This window comes from Acinetobacter sp. NRRL B-65365, from assembly GCF_001605865.1.
Lineage (GTDB): Bacteria > Pseudomonadota > Gammaproteobacteria > Pseudomonadales > Moraxellaceae > Acinetobacter > Acinetobacter vivianii.
Window position 1 is genome coordinate 1 of record NZ_LRPD01000038.1, and the last position, 18530, is coordinate 18530.

The 18530-nt window shown below is 41.5% G+C and carries 15 protein-coding genes; 8 read left to right on the top strand and 7 right to left on the bottom strand.

From position 1 onward, the window contains the following. Positions 1-114: 114 nt before the first annotated feature. Entirely contained in the window at positions 115-603 is a 489-nt protein-coding gene (greB, locus tag AWW72_RS13885) for a transcription elongation factor GreB (RefSeq protein WP_047426566.1), read from the bottom strand. A 376-nt stretch (positions 604-979) separates the two neighbouring features. Here greB and AWW72_RS13890 point away from each other — a divergent pair, with 376 nt between their 5' ends. Next, positions 980-2089: a transglycosylase SLT domain-containing protein gene (locus AWW72_RS13890; protein WP_047426563.1), complete on the top strand. Its 1110-nt coding sequence runs from the start codon at positions 980-982 to the stop codon at positions 2087-2089. Between the two features lie 55 nt (positions 2090-2144). On the opposite strand, the gene AWW72_RS13895 is transcribed toward AWW72_RS13890, so the two are convergent. Both AWW72_RS13895 and ttcA read right to left on the bottom strand, forming a co-directional pair. Beyond that, positions 2145-2528, bottom strand: a complete 384-nt coding sequence (locus AWW72_RS13895; RefSeq protein WP_004651955.1) for an SCP2 sterol-binding domain-containing protein — start codon at positions 2526-2528, stop codon at positions 2145-2147. A 196-nt stretch (positions 2529-2724) separates the two neighbouring features. After that, positions 2725-3630 (bottom strand): tRNA 2-thiocytidine(32) synthetase TtcA, encoded by a 906-nt coding sequence (ttcA, locus tag AWW72_RS13900; RefSeq protein ID WP_004774851.1) that lies wholly within the window; start codon positions 3628-3630, stop codon positions 2725-2727. A 497-nt stretch (positions 3631-4127) separates the two neighbouring features. Between ttcA and AWW72_RS13905 the strand changes: the two genes are divergently transcribed. Then, complete coding sequence (locus tag AWW72_RS13905; protein WP_062847730.1) at positions 4128-4994, top strand: lytic transglycosylase domain-containing protein; 867 nt, start codon at positions 4128-4130, stop codon at positions 4992-4994. Positions 4995-5211: 217 nt separating this feature from the next. Then, complete coding sequence (gene htpX, locus AWW72_RS13910; protein ID WP_005259145.1) at positions 5212-6117, top strand: protease HtpX; 906 nt, start codon at positions 5212-5214, stop codon at positions 6115-6117. Between the two features lie 58 nt (positions 6118-6175). On the opposite strand, the gene AWW72_RS13915 is transcribed toward htpX, so the two are convergent. The 3 genes from AWW72_RS13915 to AWW72_RS13925 all read right to left on the bottom strand — a co-directional run bounded on the left by AWW72_RS13915 (position 6176) and on the right by AWW72_RS13925 (position 11584). After that, positions 6176-6769 (bottom strand): DUF4112 domain-containing protein, encoded by a 594-nt coding sequence (locus AWW72_RS13915; RefSeq protein WP_005259146.1) that lies wholly within the window; start codon positions 6767-6769, stop codon positions 6176-6178. 78 nt (positions 6770-6847) lie between these two features. Next, positions 6848-8185, bottom strand: coding sequence for a magnesium transporter (gene mgtE, locus AWW72_RS13920; protein ID WP_005259147.1), 1338 nt, complete (start codon positions 8183-8185; stop codon positions 6848-6850). Positions 8186-8476: 291 nt separating this feature from the next. Next, a complete protein-coding gene (locus AWW72_RS13925; protein WP_062847731.1) occupies positions 8477-11584 on the bottom strand; it encodes an efflux RND transporter permease subunit in 3108 nt (1035 codons plus the stop codon). A 333-nt stretch (positions 11585-11917) separates the two neighbouring features. Here AWW72_RS13925 and AWW72_RS13930 point away from each other — a divergent pair, with 333 nt between their 5' ends. Beyond that, positions 11918-13525: a phosphoethanolamine transferase gene (locus AWW72_RS13930; protein ID WP_062847732.1), complete on the top strand. Its 1608-nt coding sequence runs from the start codon at positions 11918-11920 to the stop codon at positions 13523-13525. Positions 13526-13707: 182 nt separating this feature from the next. Beyond that, positions 13708-14853 carry a glycerophosphodiester phosphodiesterase gene (locus AWW72_RS13935; RefSeq protein WP_062847733.1) on the top strand — a complete coding sequence of 382 codons (1146 nt, stop codon included), beginning with the start codon at positions 13708-13710 and terminating at the stop codon, positions 14851-14853. Positions 14854-14892: 39 nt separating this feature from the next. Here the strand turns inward: AWW72_RS13935 and pnuC are convergent, their stop codons facing one another. Then, complete coding sequence (gene pnuC / locus AWW72_RS13940) at positions 14893-15465, bottom strand: nicotinamide riboside transporter PnuC (protein ID WP_212815498.1); 573 nt, start codon at positions 15463-15465, stop codon at positions 14893-14895. 162 nt (positions 15466-15627) lie between these two features. Between pnuC and AWW72_RS19790 the strand changes: the two genes are divergently transcribed. The 3 genes from AWW72_RS19790 to AWW72_RS13950 all read left to right on the top strand — a co-directional run bounded on the left by AWW72_RS19790 (position 15628) and on the right by AWW72_RS13950 (position 18523). Beyond that, entirely contained in the window at positions 15628-15756 is a 129-nt protein-coding gene (locus tag AWW72_RS19790) for a hypothetical protein (protein ID WP_283231989.1), read from the top strand. Positions 15757-15851: 95 nt separating this feature from the next. After that, the gene (locus AWW72_RS13945) at positions 15852-16802 is read left to right on the top strand and encodes a DMT family transporter (protein WP_062847735.1); all 951 of its coding nucleotides are present in this window, start codon (positions 15852-15854) and stop codon (positions 16800-16802) included. A gap of 122 nt (positions 16803-16924) precedes the next feature. Next, on the top strand, positions 16925-18523 hold the full coding sequence (locus tag AWW72_RS13950) for an alpha/beta hydrolase family protein (protein ID WP_062847736.1): 1599 nt from the start codon (positions 16925-16927) through the stop codon (positions 18521-18523). The last annotated feature ends 7 nt before the right edge of the window (positions 18524-18530 follow it).

Consider the following 18530-nt stretch of genomic DNA (forward strand, 5'->3'; position numbering starts at 1 on the left):
CCGCTCTGCCACGCTTCCAATGGCGGCTATAATATAAATAAAAGTTCGACTTGGCAAATCTTTTATTTAAAAACCTGCATCAAATGCTCAAAATAAAATCAACAAGCTGTATTTTTACGAATTTTCAGGCTTTTCATAGCGAATTGAGTTGATATACCACAATTTTTTGCCCAATGGTGTATGCACTTCCACTTCATCATCAACCTGTTTACCCAACAATGCACGTGCCATCGGTGACTCAATCGAAATATGTTGCGGATGGTGGTCATAGATTTCATCGACACCCACAAGACGCAATTTTTTTTGCTCCCCTGCATCATTTTCGATTTCTACCCAAGCACCAAAATAAACCTTGCCTTCTTGCTCAGGCACATAATCTACAATTTTTAATTCTTCCAGACGTTTGCCTAAATAGCGGACACGACGGTCTATTTTTCGAAGTAACTGTTTATTGTACTGGTAATCGGCATTCTCTGAGCGATCACCTAAACTCGCAGCCCAATTCACCTTTTTGGTAATTTCAGGACGTTCATCGTGCCAAAGTTTCTTGAGTTCGGCGACCAATAAATCATGTCCAGTACGCGTAATTAAATTCGATTTCATAGGCTTAAAAATACGTTAAAACAACATTCCACTTACAAGTTTTTGCATTGTATTCCTTATTTCGCCACGACTAAAGTGTATAAATTTTATTCTTTTTCGAAATCATGTATTTGTGATGCAATTCTCATATTTTTTTAATCCAAAATTTGACAATCACATTTTTGACGCTTAATATGCGCGCCTAAGTTTGTTTTTGTCTATTTTTTGTACGCCTTATAAATGTTGTGAAACATTTGCGTCTTTTTTTCCTTTAATCAATGTCATTTTGAATGACGTTCATGATTTGCCCACCCCTTATTGAATTTATCAACTTTTAAAAGTTAAGGCAGTGTATTGCTGAACTTTTAGGGCATAAATTACCTGTAGCGGAGACAACATGCACAGTAATTCAAGTTCTGGGTCTAGGCCTAGCCTTAACTCTTTATCTTCCACGCTCCCGTTTCAAGCATTAGCTTTAACTATTGCGGCTTTACCTTTCAACAGCTTGAATGCAGAAAAATCGCATCAATACAACACTGTTGTAACCACCAATGTCCTTACTGTCGTTGCAGTTGAAAGTCCAACAACAGTATTTAACGATGGTCAATTTTTACATGGCTTTGGCTATGATCTAGCACGTAACTATGCGCAAAGCCTGAATGTAAAACTTGATTTTAAAACTGTCCCAGACAATGCCACTGCATTAAAATGGGTTGCTCAGGGCAAAGCCAATCTTGCCATGACCACAGCAAACCTCGCTGCAATTGAAAACAAACAACTTGTTTCTTTTTCAGCAAGCTGTGGCGATCAGGCTAGCCTGAGTAAGAATGGTCTAAATCCCGAGTTAAACTGGGTATTTAAACAGGCAGATGATCCACTCACTTTAACAGCGAGTGGTTATGTATGTCAGAGTAAGCAGACGGGTACGACCCAACAGCTGGCTTCATTTTATAATCGTAATGTTGTGAAGCCAGAATCATGGTCAACGATTCAGAAAGATCTGAAACAACGCTTACCAATTTATAAAGCTAGCTTTAAACAAAGTGCATCTAGATACAATTTGGACTGGCACTTACTCGCTGCAATTGGCTATCAAGAATCTTATCTTAAACCGACCTCAGTCTCTCCCACTGGTGTTCGTGGTTTAATGATGTTGACCAATAGCACAGCTCAAGCCATGGGTGTGAGTAATCGTTCTGATCCGAACCAAAGTATTCAAGGCGGGGCCAAATATTTTGATCTGATGCTAGACCAGTTCTCGAATGTTCCATATCCGGATCGTAACTGGTATGCATTGGTGGCTTATAATATGGGCCCTGGCGCAGTCAGCCAGATCCAGAAGCGTATCCGTGCCCAAGGCAAAGATCCTAATCAATGGGTCAACCTATATGATCACTTGCAGCGCAATCAGGCGCGTAATGGTCGTTATAAGCAAGCGCTACAATATGTCACGCGTATTCGTACTTATTTAGAGCACATCAAAACCAATAGTCGTATTGATGTCTAAATTTAAGGCAATAAAAAAGCTTACCTCAGGGTAAGCTTTTTTATAGGGAAAGGATTTAAGCAGTTTGCTCAAGTACTTTCTTGAATAAATCTTTTTGCTCTTGGCTTGGCTTCGCTGTTTGTAAAGCCATAAGCTGAGACATATCACCTTGAACCTTGATTTTACCAGTCATGAATGCTTGCATTGCAGCAGCCATGTCAAACTCAAGGAATACTTTACGTAAAGTTTCAGCATCCATGTTCAAAGTTGTTTTAGCATTTGAAGATAAACCTTTTTGGATTTTACCCGCATCTAAAGCTAACTCTGTATTACCAGCTGCATCTGTTACAACCAAGTTAATCGCTAAATTCGCAAGCGCAGGTGGCAAGTTTAAATCACCAGCTTCAGCAGTAAGTTTTTCAACAGTTGCAAACCAATCATCAGTTAAAAATGCAGCCATGATTATTCCTCAAATGTATTTGTTCAATTTCTTGTGTCATCTATCCAGACGACATCTCATGAAGCAATTTGCTTGTGCCCTGTTATAGCATGTAATTTTTATTTTAGGCTATGATTTTTTGTACGCGGGATTCAATTTTTAAATTTTTTATAAAAAAAAGGTACTTAACCAGTACCTTTTCAAAAAGTTTTACACTTTACTCTGCTGCAAAACTCAGGTTGACCACATCAAGACGGTTCTTCATCTCTTCTGGATCCTTCATATCAAACTCGCGTTGACCATCTAAAGCTTCAAAGTCGAATAACTCACGATCTGCCAATTGCGATGGAGAAACGTTCTGTAACGCACCGAAAATGCTGTGCAGACGTTTTGGATGTTGCTTGTCCCATTCACGTAACATGTCATTGATAATGGCACGCTGTAAGTTTTCTTGCGAACCACACAAATTACATGGAATGATCGGGAACTGACGTAATTCAGCATACTTGATGATGTCCTTCTCTTCGACATAAGCCAAAGGACGGATCAAGATATTCTTTTTATCAGAAGATAGAAGTTTTGGCGGCATCGCTTTCAAACTGCCACCATGGAATAAATTCAAAAAGAATGTTGCCATGATGTCATCGCGATGGTGACCCAACGCCACTTTAGTCGCGCCGATTTCCTGTGCAAAGCCATAGAGTGAGCCACGGCGTAAACGTGAGCATACCGCGCAATAGGTCTTACCTTCAGGCGTTAAACGCTTGGTAATGGTATAGGTATCTTTTTCCAGAATGTAATATGGAATATTGTTCTCTTCCATATAACGTGGCAAGACATCTTCAGGGAAACCTGGCTGTTTCTGATCTAGATTGACCGCCACAACATCAAAGTTAATTGGCGCAATACGCTTGAATTGCAACAAGATATCAAGCATGGTATAGCTGTCTTTACCACCAGACACGCAGACCATGACCTTGTCACCCTCTTCGATCATGTTGTAATCACGAATCGCATGCCCCACCTGACGACGAAGTTTTTTCAACAGGCGATAATACGCCGAACTTGTCGGAAGCTCTGGCTTGAAATTAAATCCTTGGTTGGACTCCACTGGCGCGTACATAGACGTGATTTACTCATAAACAAAAATACCGCGCGATTTTATCTCATTCCGAAAAAATGCGCATCTAAAGAATTTTTCAATTTCTTTCAATCGTCATATTTCAGTTTCATACTGGTAAAATTCTGATCAAAATAATCCAGAATGGCCTAGATCGCTTATATTTCAAACTTTTCCACAGTTGTCCACAAAAGCTGTGGATAAATTTGTGGATTTCTTAGCTATTGACAAACTGCTTTTATCTTAAAATAAGGCTTCCCATTAGATTGATCATTTTTTAACCAATCATTTTATTCAATTAAAATCAATAACTTATATAAGTCAAGACTTACTTTTTAAAAAAAATATTTTAATTTTTTTTGCTGAACATTCGAACAAATTGACTTGATTTTTGTCTGACACTAAAAAATAAAAAAATTGTAGCAAAAGATCTTTTTTTACATTTTTTTGTTAAACTGCCACATGAAACTTATGCTCATCCTTTCGCGAATATTATAACGATGAACAAAACAACTTATTTTTTTGCTGTTTGCTTGGGAACAATCGGTTTTTTTAATGGTACAGCATCAAGTTATGCTGGGCAGACGATTTATCAATTTAAAGATGATAATGGTACAACGCTACTCACCAATAAGAAGAAAGCAGAGTACAGTCATTTAAAAGTCGTTAAAGCAACTTATTATCCCGACAGTAATATTCATAGCTATAGTAACTGGGGTGCAAGTGAAGCCTCTGTACTGCCAAGCTATAGTCGCAATAAAAATGCATTTGACCAACTGATCCGTCAGGCCGCTCAACAGCACGGGATTTCTGAAGGCTTAATCAAAGCGATCATGCATACCGAGTCTGGATTTAATATCAAGGCTCGCTCTCCTGTGGGCGCTCAGGGTCTTATGCAGCTTATGCCTGCTACAGCCCGCCGATTTAATGTCAGTAATGCTTATGATCCGCAACAAAACATTTTTGGCGGTGCCAAGTATCTAAGCTGGTTACTGAAACGTTTTAATGGTAATACCCAATTGGCCATTGCTGCCTATAATGCGGGTGAAGGCAATGTAGATAAATATGGCGGCATTCCCCCATTTCGTGAAACGCAAGATTATGTCCGTCGTGTCACCAGCCGTTATCAAAATCTCTATGCATCTGGCTTAGGCACTTTTACAGATTCAAGTAACAACAACCAAATACTGGCTCAGTCAGCCAATTACAGCTCATCATCCAATAATATTGTCGAACCGCCTCCAGCGCCTAAGCAATATAACCGTCAGATCATTACCCTGGCAGATGGTACCTTTACCGATGCCCCATCTGGTACCTATACCACCACCAATGCCACTGCATCGGCCCGAATACGTCTCAGTGATTAACAATTCAGGCCATCCATTCTCATAGAATGATTTTGCCTGCTATTTTTTAGACAAAACAGCTTTTAAGTCCCTGTTTCACAGCCAGTTCATAATTTTATTGACTAAATGTATCTACGCCCATTTTTTTCTTGAATTTTTAGGGTTCGCCCTGCATATTAGCGTTATGATTTATAATTTATAAATCAGATCACTTTTTCTTTATAAGAGGGTTTTCTCAATGATGCGGATTGGTTTGTTCTTGCTAACCAACCTCGCGGTACTGGTTGTAGCTGGCATTATCTTGTCACTCTTCGGTGTCGGTAGTTACCATGGCGCGGGTGGCTTGAATCTAGGCAACCTACTGGTCGTCTGTTTTGTCTTTGGTATGGTGGGTTCTATTATTTCCCTATTCATGTCGAAGTGGATGGCTAAAAAAACCACTGGGACAGAATTAATTGACCCAAATGCACCCCGTAGTCAAGCAGAAGCTTGGTTATTACAAGAAGTGGCGCAATTATCTCAACGTGCAGGTATTAACATGCCTGAAGTGGGTATTTTCCCTTCTTACCAATCCAATGCATTTGCGACAGGTTGGAATAAAAATGATGCTTTGGTAGCTGTTTCAACAGGTCTACTCGAGCGTATGAACAAAGATGAACTTCGTGCTGTACTGGCTCACGAAATCGGTCACGTTGCAAATGGTGACATGGTGACCCTTGCGCTGATCCAAGGTGTCGTCAACGCCTTCGTGATGTTCTTTGCACGTATTGCAGGTGATTTCATCGACCGTAACGTATTTGGTCGTGAAGATGGTGAAGCACCAGGTCTTGCTTATTTTGCCATTACGATTGTACTCGACATCGTATTCGGTATTTTGGCTTCTACCATCGTGATGTGGTTCTCTCGTCAACGTGAATATCGCGCAGACGAAGCTGGCGCACGTTTAGCTGGTAAACAGGCCATGATTTCTGCCCTACTTCGCTTACAAGCAGAGTCAGAAATGCCAGATCAAATGCCGAAAGAAATGAAAGCATTTGCGATTACGGAAGGTAAGGAACAAGGCTTTAGCTTAGCGGCTTTATTCCAGACCCACCCAACCATTGAACAACGTGTTGCTGCATTACAGCAATTAAACGTTCAATAATCAGTATCAGATAAACGATAAAGCCTCCACAATGGAGGCTTTATTTTTGTCTAATCATCTAGTGCGATTGGAAGGATTGATAAAATTGCCACAGATAACTAAAGCCAGCCCATACCGCCAGCACCAGTAATATCACCACCGCAATTCCCAATAGATCTGGAATTCGTAACCAGATCCAGCTCACCACTGGATTACGCCAAAAGGCAGAAGTTTTCTGTTTTTGCTCAAGTGACTCATGCAGGAATGGATGAACCACATGAATATCGCTGTGTACCTGATATTCATCACGAATATGTGCATGCACAATCTCAAGCGTCTTACGGCTCGGACGTATAAATACGTCAAATACGGTCCCGACAATCGGTACGAAGCCAACCAGCATATCCATGATCGCCAGTTTCACCACGCCTTTGAGCTTATGTTGTGGTACACCCACTTCTCTGGCTTTTTTAAAGGCATATAAAGTCAGGATAAAACCAGCAATATCTCCGGCAAACGGAATGGTGCTCAATGCAGCATCCGCCCCAACGCCCTGCTTGGTAAATGGTATGCGAACCAAGCTGTCCATAGTATTGGCGAATTTTGCCAAATCACGCTCGACCGCGATGGCTTGCTGCTGAGTTAGTTTTTTTTGTTCTGGATAATCAGTCATTCACTCAACCTAAAAACGATGTTTATCCTTGAGAATAAAGTAGTTTTTAGGTTTTGTCGGTACAATTATTATTACGGCCTAGAATAAAATCATCGAGGCGATAAATAAGTAAACGATTACGCCTGTTGCATCACAAATCGAAGTGACCAGAGGCGCTGAAGCACTGGCTGGATCAAGCCCTGCTTTATTTAAAATAAAAGGTAAGCTCATCCCGATCAGACAACCCATCAACACAATCCCCATCATGCTTAATGCAAGGACTAGAGCCACCATTTCGTCACCACGGAAATAACCCAGTAGTGAAACAGCCACCGCCATGGTTCCACCTAAACACAGAGCGACCAGACTTTCCCGACCTAGTAACGAGAACCAGTCTTTAAATTGAACATCTCCTGTTGCCAAAGCACGGACCATCAATGTGGAAGATTGGGAACCCGCGTTTCCGCCACTCCCCACCAGCAATGGCAAGAAGAATACCAGTACCAGATTCTGCGCAATGACATCTTCATAATGCGCAATCCCGATCCCAGACAATAAACTTCCAAACACCAAGAAAACCAACCAGAACACGCGTTTCTGGTAGAGCTGTAAAATCGGCGCAGATTTAATACTGAGTTTGGATGATGCATCAACCGCCCCGACTTTTAAGAAGTCTTCAGTGGCCTCTTCACTAGCAACATCCATCGCATCATCGTAGGTCACGATCCCGACCATCATGTCATGGTGGTCAATAATTGGTAGTGCCAATAGATCATAACGTGCAATAGTTTTGGCGACTTCATCCTGATCGGTATCGACATACGCGGTCAGGACATTGGTTTCCATCAACTCATTAATATTCTGTTCTTCAGCCGCCAGAATTAACTGTTTAAGAGATAAAACCCCAAGGATTTTTCTGGCCTGATCCAGCACATAGGCAAAATAAATCGTTTCAGTATCTGGCGCTTCCAGACGCAACATTTTAATCGCATCTTTCACGGTGATATTCGGCTTAAGCGTGGCGTATTCAGAACTCATGATCGCCCCTGCTGTTCCTTCCAGATAAGAAGAAAGTTGGCGAATATCTTCCCTTTCAGCCTGAGCTAAAGCAGGCAATAAAGTATTCTGTTGCTCCTGATCCAGACACTTGAACACATCGGCGCGCTTATCCGAAGACATCTCGCCAATAATCTCTGCCAGAATATGTCTCGGCATGGCTTTGGCAAGTTTGACCTGTTCATTGGGCGGAAGATAAGAGAAAACGTAGGCACGCTCAGGTAAATGGGTGAGCAATAGTTGGCTTTGCTCTACAGAGAGCTGGGTTAAGACATCGGCAATATCCACTGCCCGAAAAGTCTGTACAGATGCGAGTGCAAGTTCAATATGATTATTTTTGAGCGCGTCGCTTAATAGATATAAAAAATTATTGTAGCTCATGTCAGCCTCTTCACTACAAATGCTCTGCAATGAAGAACTACAAGCAGCTTATGAGTTTACTGCTAAATAGAAAGCTTCATGCAGATTTTGATGAATATAAAAATGTGTAATCTGGGATAAATTACAACTCTGCGTGTCCATTTAGGCAATCAAACCTCATTAGACCGTTTATACGGCACGGCAATACTACAAATTTTTTTTAATATTCTCAACTTACTCAACAAAAATGAACAATTCCTGTCTGATCTTAATCAAGGAATCATTCATTTCTGTTGAGGTACTGAAGCCATTTTATTGAATGGCTTCAACCTTTTGTTTAGGCTTAAACCAACTGGTCACCAATACATACATAAAAGGAATGAAGATCAGTACCAGTATCGTACCAAAAACAACCCCGCCAAATACGCTATAACCAATTGCCTGTCGGCTCAACGCGCCCGCACCGCTCGAAAACATAAGCGGGATAACACCCGCACCAAAGGCAATCGAGGTCATCAAAATTGGACGTAGACGTAAGCCTGCTGCACGTAAGGCGGCTTCCAGTGGCGCCTGACCCTGTTGTTGCAGACTGGCTGCGAACTCAACCATTAAAATGGCATTTTTACATGACAAACCAATCGTGGTAAGTAAGGCAATCTGGAAATAAATATCGTTGGCAAATCCAAACAAATAACTGAATAAAATCGTTCCACCGACACCTAGAGGAATTGCAGCCATCACCACAGATGGAATTGACCAGCTTTCATAAAGTGCTGCAAGACACAGGAAAATAAAGGCGACAGAAATCAGATAGAGCCAGATCGCCTGATTACTTGATTCCTGTTCCTGATAGGATAATCCGCTCCACGCCAATCCAACATCAGGCATTTTATCGACTAGTCCCTGAATGGCCTGCATCCCTTGTCCACTACTGAAACCACTGGCTGCATCCGCTTCTGCGCTAATTGCTGGATAGCCCATAAAACGTTCTAGCATTGGTGGGGCACCTTGCCATCCAATCTGACTAAACTGTGAAAATGGCACCATTTGTCCATTGGCATTTTTCACATACCAGTAATTGAGATCTTCTGGCTTAGAACGGTATGGTGCATCACCTTGTAAATACACGCGCTTGATCCGACCACGATCAATAAAGTCATTGATATAGCTACCGCTCCAAGCCGTCGATAAGGTGCGATTAATTTCACTGACATTTAGGCCATGTATCATTGCCGCTTTATGGTCAATCTTGATATTCAGAACCGCCTGATCGTCGTTGCCTTTTTTATCCAGATTGTCAACGGAATCCAGTGCATTGCCCTGTTGCTGTAAATCCTGAAAAGAAGCTAACAGACTTTGTCTGCCCAAACCCTTGGTATCCTGTAGCCAAAAATCGATCTTATCCGAGTTACCTAATCCTCGAATAACAGAAGGCATTAACACCATAATGCGCGCCTGATTATTCTGCGAAAAATACTTCATTGCACGCGCACGAATTTGCTGGGCACTATTTTCCGCCCCCTTTCGATCATCCCAATGTTTTAATGAAACAAAGGCCTGCCCAAGATTTTGTCCAGTTCCCGAAAAATTGCGTCCATGAATCACCATCACCCCATTTAAGTTGGCCTTTTCATGTTGGAGAAAATAGTCGGAAATATATTTGCCGACTTCTTCCGTTTTACTCATCGGTGTCCCTTCTGGTAAACGGAACTGCACCCCTAAAGTTCCCTGATCTTCTTGAGGTAAAAAGCTGGTTGGCAACTCACGATAGACCCAGACAAAACCGCCAATCAGGATTGCGATACCAATCAAGGAAATACTTTTTACACTGATGACTTTCTTAGACACGTTCAGATAACGTGTTTTGATATAGTCGAGCCCGTTATTAAACATAACCGCCCAACGCGCTTGCTTATGTTGGGGTTTCAGCAAAATGGCACATAAAGCTGGTGTCAGGATCAAGGCCACCAATAAAGACAGTCCCATTGCAACCACTAAGGTAATGGAGAACTGTCGATAAATAATGCCTGTCGCACCGCTAAAAAAGGACATCGGGATAAAAACGGCGGTCAGCACTAAGGTAATCCCGACCAATGCACCACTAATTTCCTGCATCGATTGAATAGAAGCCTCTTTGGCACTGAGCTGCTGTTCATGCATGAGACGTTCAACGTTCTCAACCACAACAATCGCATCATCGACCAACAAACCAATCGCCAGCACCATAGCAAATAAGGTCAATGTGTTAATACTCATGCCTAAAACGGCCAATACCGCAAAAGTACCTAAAATCACCACAGGAACGGTGATCGCAGGGATCAAGGTCGCACGCCAGTTTTGCAAGAAGATGAACATCACCAGCACGACCAGACCGATGGCTTCAATCAGAGTGGACACCACTTGTGACATAGATTCTTTAACAAATGGCGTGTCATCTCGTGGATACATCACGAAATAGCCTTCTGGTAAAGTTTTTTCCAGACGGGCAACTTCTTTATACACCGCATCGGCGACCTGCGTCATATTGGCGCCAACACTCAAAGACAGTGAAAGACCTGACCCTGGATAACCATTCAAACGGTTAAAAACCTGATAATTTTCTGCCCCGATCTCAACACGCGCGACATCTTTTAAATAGATAAAACTGCCATCACTATTAGCTTTAATAATAATATTTTCAAATTGCTCAGGCGTTCGAAGCAACGAGCCTGCAGTGACTTTGGCATTCAAGTATTGATCACTTGCTGCAGGTAAATCTCCAATCGCACCAGCAGCCACTTGTGTATTCTGATTTTCGATCGCAGTTCGGACATCACTGACTTGAAGCTGATAACGTTCCAGCCGTTGCGGGTCCAACCAGATCCGCATGGCATATGGCGAACCAAATACACTGACTTCGCCAATCCCTTCGATCCGGCTCAGATTCAGTTCAAAATTATTGGTAATATAATCTGAAATATCAAGATTGGTTGATCGGCCAGATTTGTCACCGACCCCAATCACCAAAAATGAATCACTCAAAGACTTACGAACATTGACGCCTTGTCGTTGAACATCATCAGGAAGACGGTTAATCGCACCATTAACGGCATTTTGTACCTGAACCTGTGCCTGATCCGGATCGGTACCTTGCTCAAAGAACAAACTGATTCGGCTATTACCACTGGCATCACTGCTAGAACTAAAATAAAGCAGATGATCAATGCCTTTAATTTGTTGCTCTAGAACCTGCGTCACACTATCTTCAACCGCTTGGGCATCAGCACCACTATAGTTAGCCGCAACAGTAATTCGGGGAGGAGCAATATCGGGATAACGTTCTACAGGCAAATTTAAAATTGCAAATAGGCCAACAGCCATCACAATAATTGCCAGTACAGTCGCAAAGATAGGACGATGAATAAAAAACTTAGATAGCATGGCTGTTTATTCCATTAGCGAAACAGTCAATTTTTCAAAAAGATAGGCAAATACAGGCACTTTTCAGAATATGATCATTACCGAGCTTACAGGCAAACGCCATCCCTATTAACATATCATTTCAAAAAGCGTAAATTGCGGAGAAATAATGAATTTCAGGTTATTCGCAATAAAAATTAATGCGTTAGCTTTGCAATAATTCAACAGCTTAACTGTGCTAATCAATTTAATTTGCTGTGCAATCAAAGACTTCTTAATTTTGAATTGACACGTCCCCCACTTAAACCGATATTAGCACGCTTAGTTAATCTCCCCCCATTGTATTAGGCATATATGAAGGCCAGCTTAAAAAACTTGAATATTCTGCTGCTGATCTTACTGCCAGCCTTGATCACAGGCGGCTTATTGATTGCAGTTGGTAATCTATCTGATGGTTTAAGACTTGGCTTTTTATCATTGCCTGGTGTGCTTTTTATTTATCTGGCGATTAGCAGACAAAAAATCTATTGGTATATCCTTGCGATTATCTGGTGGTTTTTGGCTTGGTTAGATGCCTTGCTTCGCTCAAGCACATGGCTTTTATTTAATAGTGATAATGAAGCCTATTTCATTATTGAGGCACTTGCCAATACGAATCGTCAAGAGAGTCTGGAGTTTTTTCAGCTTCATCTTGGCACAATGCTCACTGTGGCGGCAGGACTATTTGCCTTAGTCATCTTATATAGTGTTGCTGTTTTCAAGCTGGTTAAACCGATTCATTTTAGCCAACTCTGGCAAAGCCGTATTTATCGTGGCTGTATTATTTTACTGATCTTACTGGCAACCACCAGTTATCTGATGAAACCATCACGCAAGGTACACCCAATTGTGTTCTGGACTGACTATCAGGCCAAAATTCAGGATTTCAAAGATCGAATTAAACAACATAAAAATGTTCATCAACAATGGGACAAAAGTGCCAAGCAGAATCTGGTACTGACAGAACAGGCTAAAGGTAAACAAACTCATGTACTGGTACTTTCTGAAAGTTTAACCAGTTTAAATCTAGGCGTCTGCGGCTACCCACGCAATACCACGCCTGAGCTGGCAAAACGACTGGATGAGATTAAGGTCTTTTGTAATGCTTTCTCTCCTTCACCGTCTACAATCAATGCATTACGTGTACTGTTAACCGAAAGCCCTGCTTCAGAACATAATAAATATTCATCTGAAAGTGTATTGGCCTATGCACGAGCAGCAGGATATAAAATTTACTGGCTCAGTAATCAGGACGATACTTACTTATCTTCTTTATTCGGTTCCTATGCCGATAAAGCAGTCTATAAAAACAAACGCTCTGGTCGTAGTAGCACCTCGTTGGATGAATCACTCATTCCAGAGTATCAACAAGCTCTTGCCGATCCTGAGCCGAAGAAACTGATTATTCTTCATCTTATCGGTGCCCATCCAAACTATAAAGAGCGTTATCCAGCTGCCTTTAACTGGTTTACAAGTGAAAGTAACGATGCCGTAGAAACTGATCTAAAAAATAGAGATATTGATCCGTGGATTCGTTCATTGCGCAATGACTATGATAATGCTGTCTTATATGAAGACTCATTACTCAGTCAATTTCTTGATGATTTAAGAGCAGATGCTACATCAGATTTTAGATCTTTTACTATGGTTTCTGATCATGGCAATGAAGTCGGACATGAAATTGATTATGCAGGCCATAGCCCAAATACCAAAGCAGGATATCAAGTGCCTGTGATCATGTGGTCAGATCGCTTAAAGAGTACCGGTGTAGATCAGAAAAAGACTTTAAATACCGCTGAACTAGACAATAATCTGATGCGCATCATGGGACTGAAAGACAAATCATCCCCATCTCAAACCTATTGGCTTGATGACAATTATGATTTCACGCCAGAAGCCAGCTGGCCTTATTGGAGGAAATAGCTCGTAATTATCTAATTGTTTTTGAATCCAGTTTGGACCCAAGCTCAAACTGGATTTTTTATTTCAGTGTGACTGCTTTTAAAATTCTTAATATTTTCATAAAACCATCATCTCATTGTCATGTGTTTGATAACTTCAATGCTCAAACTAGCGGCTTGAATAAAAAACACATGAGCTTATCTATGTTTAAAAAAGCAGTTCTTTGTCTGAGCCTGATCAGCCTTGCTGGTTGTAATGATGACAATAACAACCAAAACAATACCAAACAGCCTGATTACCAACTTCCTAAAATTCTAGTGATAGGACATCGCGGTGCCAGTGCATTACGCCCAGAACATACCCTTGCCTCTTATCAAAAAGCGATTGATGACGGCGCTGACTTTATTGAGCCAGATCTGGTTTCAACCAAAGATGGGATTCTAGTTGCCCGTCATGAAAATGAAATTGGGGGTACCACCAATGTTTCAACCCTGCCACAATTTGCAGACCGTAAAACAAACAAAGTGATTGATGGAACATCTTTTAATGGCGGTTGGTTTACTGAAGACTTTACATTAAACGAATTACAACAACTGAAAGCACGTGAACGTATTCCACAATATCGTCCTGAAAACCAGAAGTATAATGATCTCTATACTATTCCGACATTAGAACAAATCATTGAACTTGTAGACGCACATTATAAGAAAACTGGCAAAATCATTGGTCTTTATATCGAAACCAAACACCCGACCTATTTTCAAAAACAAAATTTGGCAATGGAAGACACACTTCTTAAAACGCTATCTAAATATAAATATACTCGAGATATCGCACCGATCTATTTGCAGTCTTTTGAAGTGGGCAATTTAAAATATTTAAAAAACCAGTTAGATCTACACAAAAGCGTGAAACATGCTCAACTGATCCAGCTTTATGATGCTCCTGATACTCAACCTGCTGATTATGTAGCAGAGAATAATCCAAAAACCTATGCAGATTTGGCAACAGCAAGTGGTTTAAAAGATGTTGCCACCTATGCCAATGGCGTCGGTCCATGGAAAGTCTATGTCTTTAAAGATGACGCAATGACTAAAACCACGTCCTTTGTTAAAGATGCACATCAAGTCGGCTTAAAAGTACATCCATATACTTTCCGTCCTGAAAATAATTACCTACCAGCGACGTTAAAATGTAGTGCAGATAAAGCCAAAGAAGCAGAACGTTGCGCAACAGGCTCAATCAAGGAAATGCAGCTGTATTTCAAAGCAGGTGTGGATGGTATCTTTACCGATGATCCAGCACTGGGTCGCCAAGCAGTACAAAGTTATCAAGCCACTGCAAAATAAATCTTGTTTCTAAAGAAGGGCAGCCTATGCTGCCCTTCTTTATGCATGGCCAAGTTGTTTTTGTTTGACCTGTTCCCATTGCCACCAGCCATAAGCAGCCAGCCCGACAAAGGCAGCATATAAAGCCGCGGTTAAAAATAACTCTTTATAACTAAACATCCCGACATAGAAGATGTTGACGAAGATCCATAAGATCCAGGTCGCAATATGTTTACGACTGGTCCAGTAAGTTGCCAATAAACTAAATGCCACTAGTTGCGAATCCAGCATTGGTACCGCAGCATCAGTAAAATGCTTGAGAATAAGACCAAACAGGAAACCACCCAGTACGGCGAGACCGAGTTGCAGAAGTACAGTTTTGATGGCAATCGTTTCAATCCGAATCTCATGATCTTGGCGTTTGCCTTTTAACCAATAATAAAAGCCATAAACATTCATCAGAATAAAGAAGAATTGTAGAAGTGTTTCTCCATATAATTTGACCGTAAAGAAAAAACAGGCATACAGCGCACAGGCAATAAAATTAAACCACCAACACCACATATTCCGTCGGATGGTCAAAGTTACACCAATAACACTAATAATCACTGCAATAATTTCTAGAGGAGACAAGAGCACACTTCTTTCATAATTGAATGGCATTATTATGGAAAAATATTCAATTTAAGCAATCACAAATTCTGCCTTTGCACTGATTATATTTTTATCTTTATTTGAGAAAATGCCTATTTTTCAAGCAGGCCCTATGCTATAAAAGATCAGAATCATCTTCGAATGTCTTATATGTTTAAGCCTAAAGTTTCCTCTCCACACCCGAATGCGATTGCGCATGACATTGCTGTCTATGCGGTATGGCGACGTGTCTACGCGTTACTGCGAGGGGACTTTATGTATTTCAGATGATGACACTCTAAAACATCAATTGAATTCAAAGGTCGCCTCTGTAGCGACCTTTTTTATTGTCTTAATTTTACCGTTGTTATAACAGGAATTATGCCATGACACAGTTACCCGAAAAGAATGTTCTCTCCATGCCACAGCTACAACCGGCTGTAGCCCCTGTCACCCCTCGCCTTGCTACAGTCGGTCAATTCATTGCCGTGGTGCTTATCTGGTCTTTCACACCTTTAGCTGCCGTCTGGACAGTGCATGAAATTCATTGGGCTTGGGGATTATTCTTGCGATTTAGTCTTGCTATTCCACTGGCATTGGTATGCCTGCTTTATTTTCGCTTGAAACTGACGATCAATAAAACTGCGCTGCTGAGTTATGGTGCAGGGGCTATTGGATTGTTCGGCTCCATGACCTTTTGTTATCTGGGCGCAACACGCGTGTCTTCGGGCATGATCTCGATTATTTATGGCACAGCACCGTTATGGTCTGGGCTAATCGCAGTGTTTATTCTAAAACGCGAACACTTCCTTAAACGTCAATGGTATGGACTTACTCTAGCTATTTTTGGGCTCTTTCTCACCTTAGGGATTGGTGCAGCACATATCCAGCTAGATACGCTCGGTGTCATCTATGAAATAATCGCAGTGTTGCTCTATGTCCTGTCCATGTTTGCAGTTGCACAGATTGGTGCGGGAATTCACCCGATTATTCAAACAACAGGTTCCACTATCGTTTCATGGTTGGGATATTTGTGTTTATTACCATTTTTCCTTAGCCATGCCCCCACCCAGCTTCCGAGTCTGCAAACAGGCTTAGCCTTGTTATATAGCGCATTATTTTCATCAGTACTGGCCATGATTTTTTACTTTCATTTAATCCAGAAACTAAACCCGACCACGGTGATGCTAATTACAATCTTAACACCCGTACTTGCAACTTGTTGGGGGATATGGTTCAACAACGAACCTTTGAGTTCGCATCTGGTCATTGGGCTGATTTTTTTATGCTTCGGCTTATTTCTTTATGCTTATCGTCGAAAAGAAGGTGTAGATTAGGTTTTAAAACTGGCAGGTCAATCAATACGGCCTGTCAGCAATAGTATCTATCAACAGGGCACAGTAAACTATCTCAATCACATCGTGATTTCTCAAAGATTTGCTCAAGGATGAAATAATCTATGCGTTCTTACGTCTTCTGGCTCTGCTCCAGTTTGTTGTTTGTCTTGCAAGGCTGTGTACATGCCACTTCACAATCAGCATCTGTTACAGGCAAAAGCGTCGAGCTAAAACAGCGCTATTATCAGGCAAAAACAACGGCACCTGATGGAACTGTACTGGCCTTTACGGTTTATCAACCCCATTTAAAACCAGGCCAGACTGCGCCTTTAATTCTGCATACGCATGGCTTTGGCCTTTCTCGGATGAAACGACCAGAACTGAGCTTATATGGTTTCCTCTTGCCAACAGGACAGGTCGCAAAAACAGCATGGAAAAATGGCTATTGGGTGATGAGTTATGACCAACGTGGTCACGGCGATAGCCAAGGGAAAATTCGTCTGACTGATCCAGAAAAAGAAGCCCAAGATGTCATCACCATGATGAATTGGGCAGAAAAAAACTTGCCGCAACTGGCAACAAACCAACACGGTGTGCGAACAGGCATGATCGGTGAGTCGTATGCTGGTGGCGTGCAATATATTGCTTCGGCGCTTGATCGCCGATTACAGGCCATCGTTCCTGTCACCACTTGGTATGACATCATGAATAGCCTTGCACCGAATGGTGTACCGAAAAGTAACTGGATCGGTTTTCTCAACCTGATTGGGGATTGGTGGAACTGGAATAAGTTTGATCCCGAACTCAAACAGGCTTATCTTGAAACGCAACAAGGTCAACTTAAAACATCGACCTATAATTTTCTAAAAACTCATCAAGCCAGCTGGTTTTGCAATCACGCACAGGCACCTCAAGCCGATGCACTGATTATTCAGGGTTTTAGAGACATTCTATTTCCATTTAACGAAGGCGTAAAAGCAGCCCAATGTATCCAGCATGCTCAGCATGAAGTTCATTTGATTGGCGTACAGGGCGGACATTTGCAGCCTTTTGCACAGCATTCTCCTCGAGGCAATACGCCATTTTGGTATATTGGTAAATCAGTGAGCTGTGGTGATCAGCAACCCTATAACCTGCAAAAAACCATATTGGTCTGGTTCAACCAAAAGTTGAAAGATCAAGTACCCACAACGACCTTACCAGAAGTATGTGTGGATCAAAGTCCTGTAACAACCTTAAATGATCTAACCGCAACAAATGCTTATAGATTGAATAAAACATGGATAACGCCGACTGCAACTCAAGCAGTATTTGTGCCCATCCATACCGCGACCCAGCGCAGTTATATCACTGGTGCTCCACTACTCTCTTTAAAGGTAGAAGCACCATCTAAAGTAGATCCGACCCTATTTATCTCTGTTGCCATTAAATCCAAAGTCACAGGAAAATATGACGTTTTAAATGATCAAACTGCGCCGTTTAATGCGGTCCGAAAACAAAGTTATGATCAGATGATTCACGGCACAACTCAACTGGATGCACAACATTCCACGATTGAGTTACCCAGTATCAATGGGCAATTGAATCAAGGCGATACGCTCGGTTTACTCATCAATACACAGAGTATTTATTATCAGAAAATAAAACAGCCTAAAATTGAAGCATGGATTTCAGGACAAATTGTTTTACCTAAACTTTGGAGTGAAGCTGCTTCAAAATAATTACTTT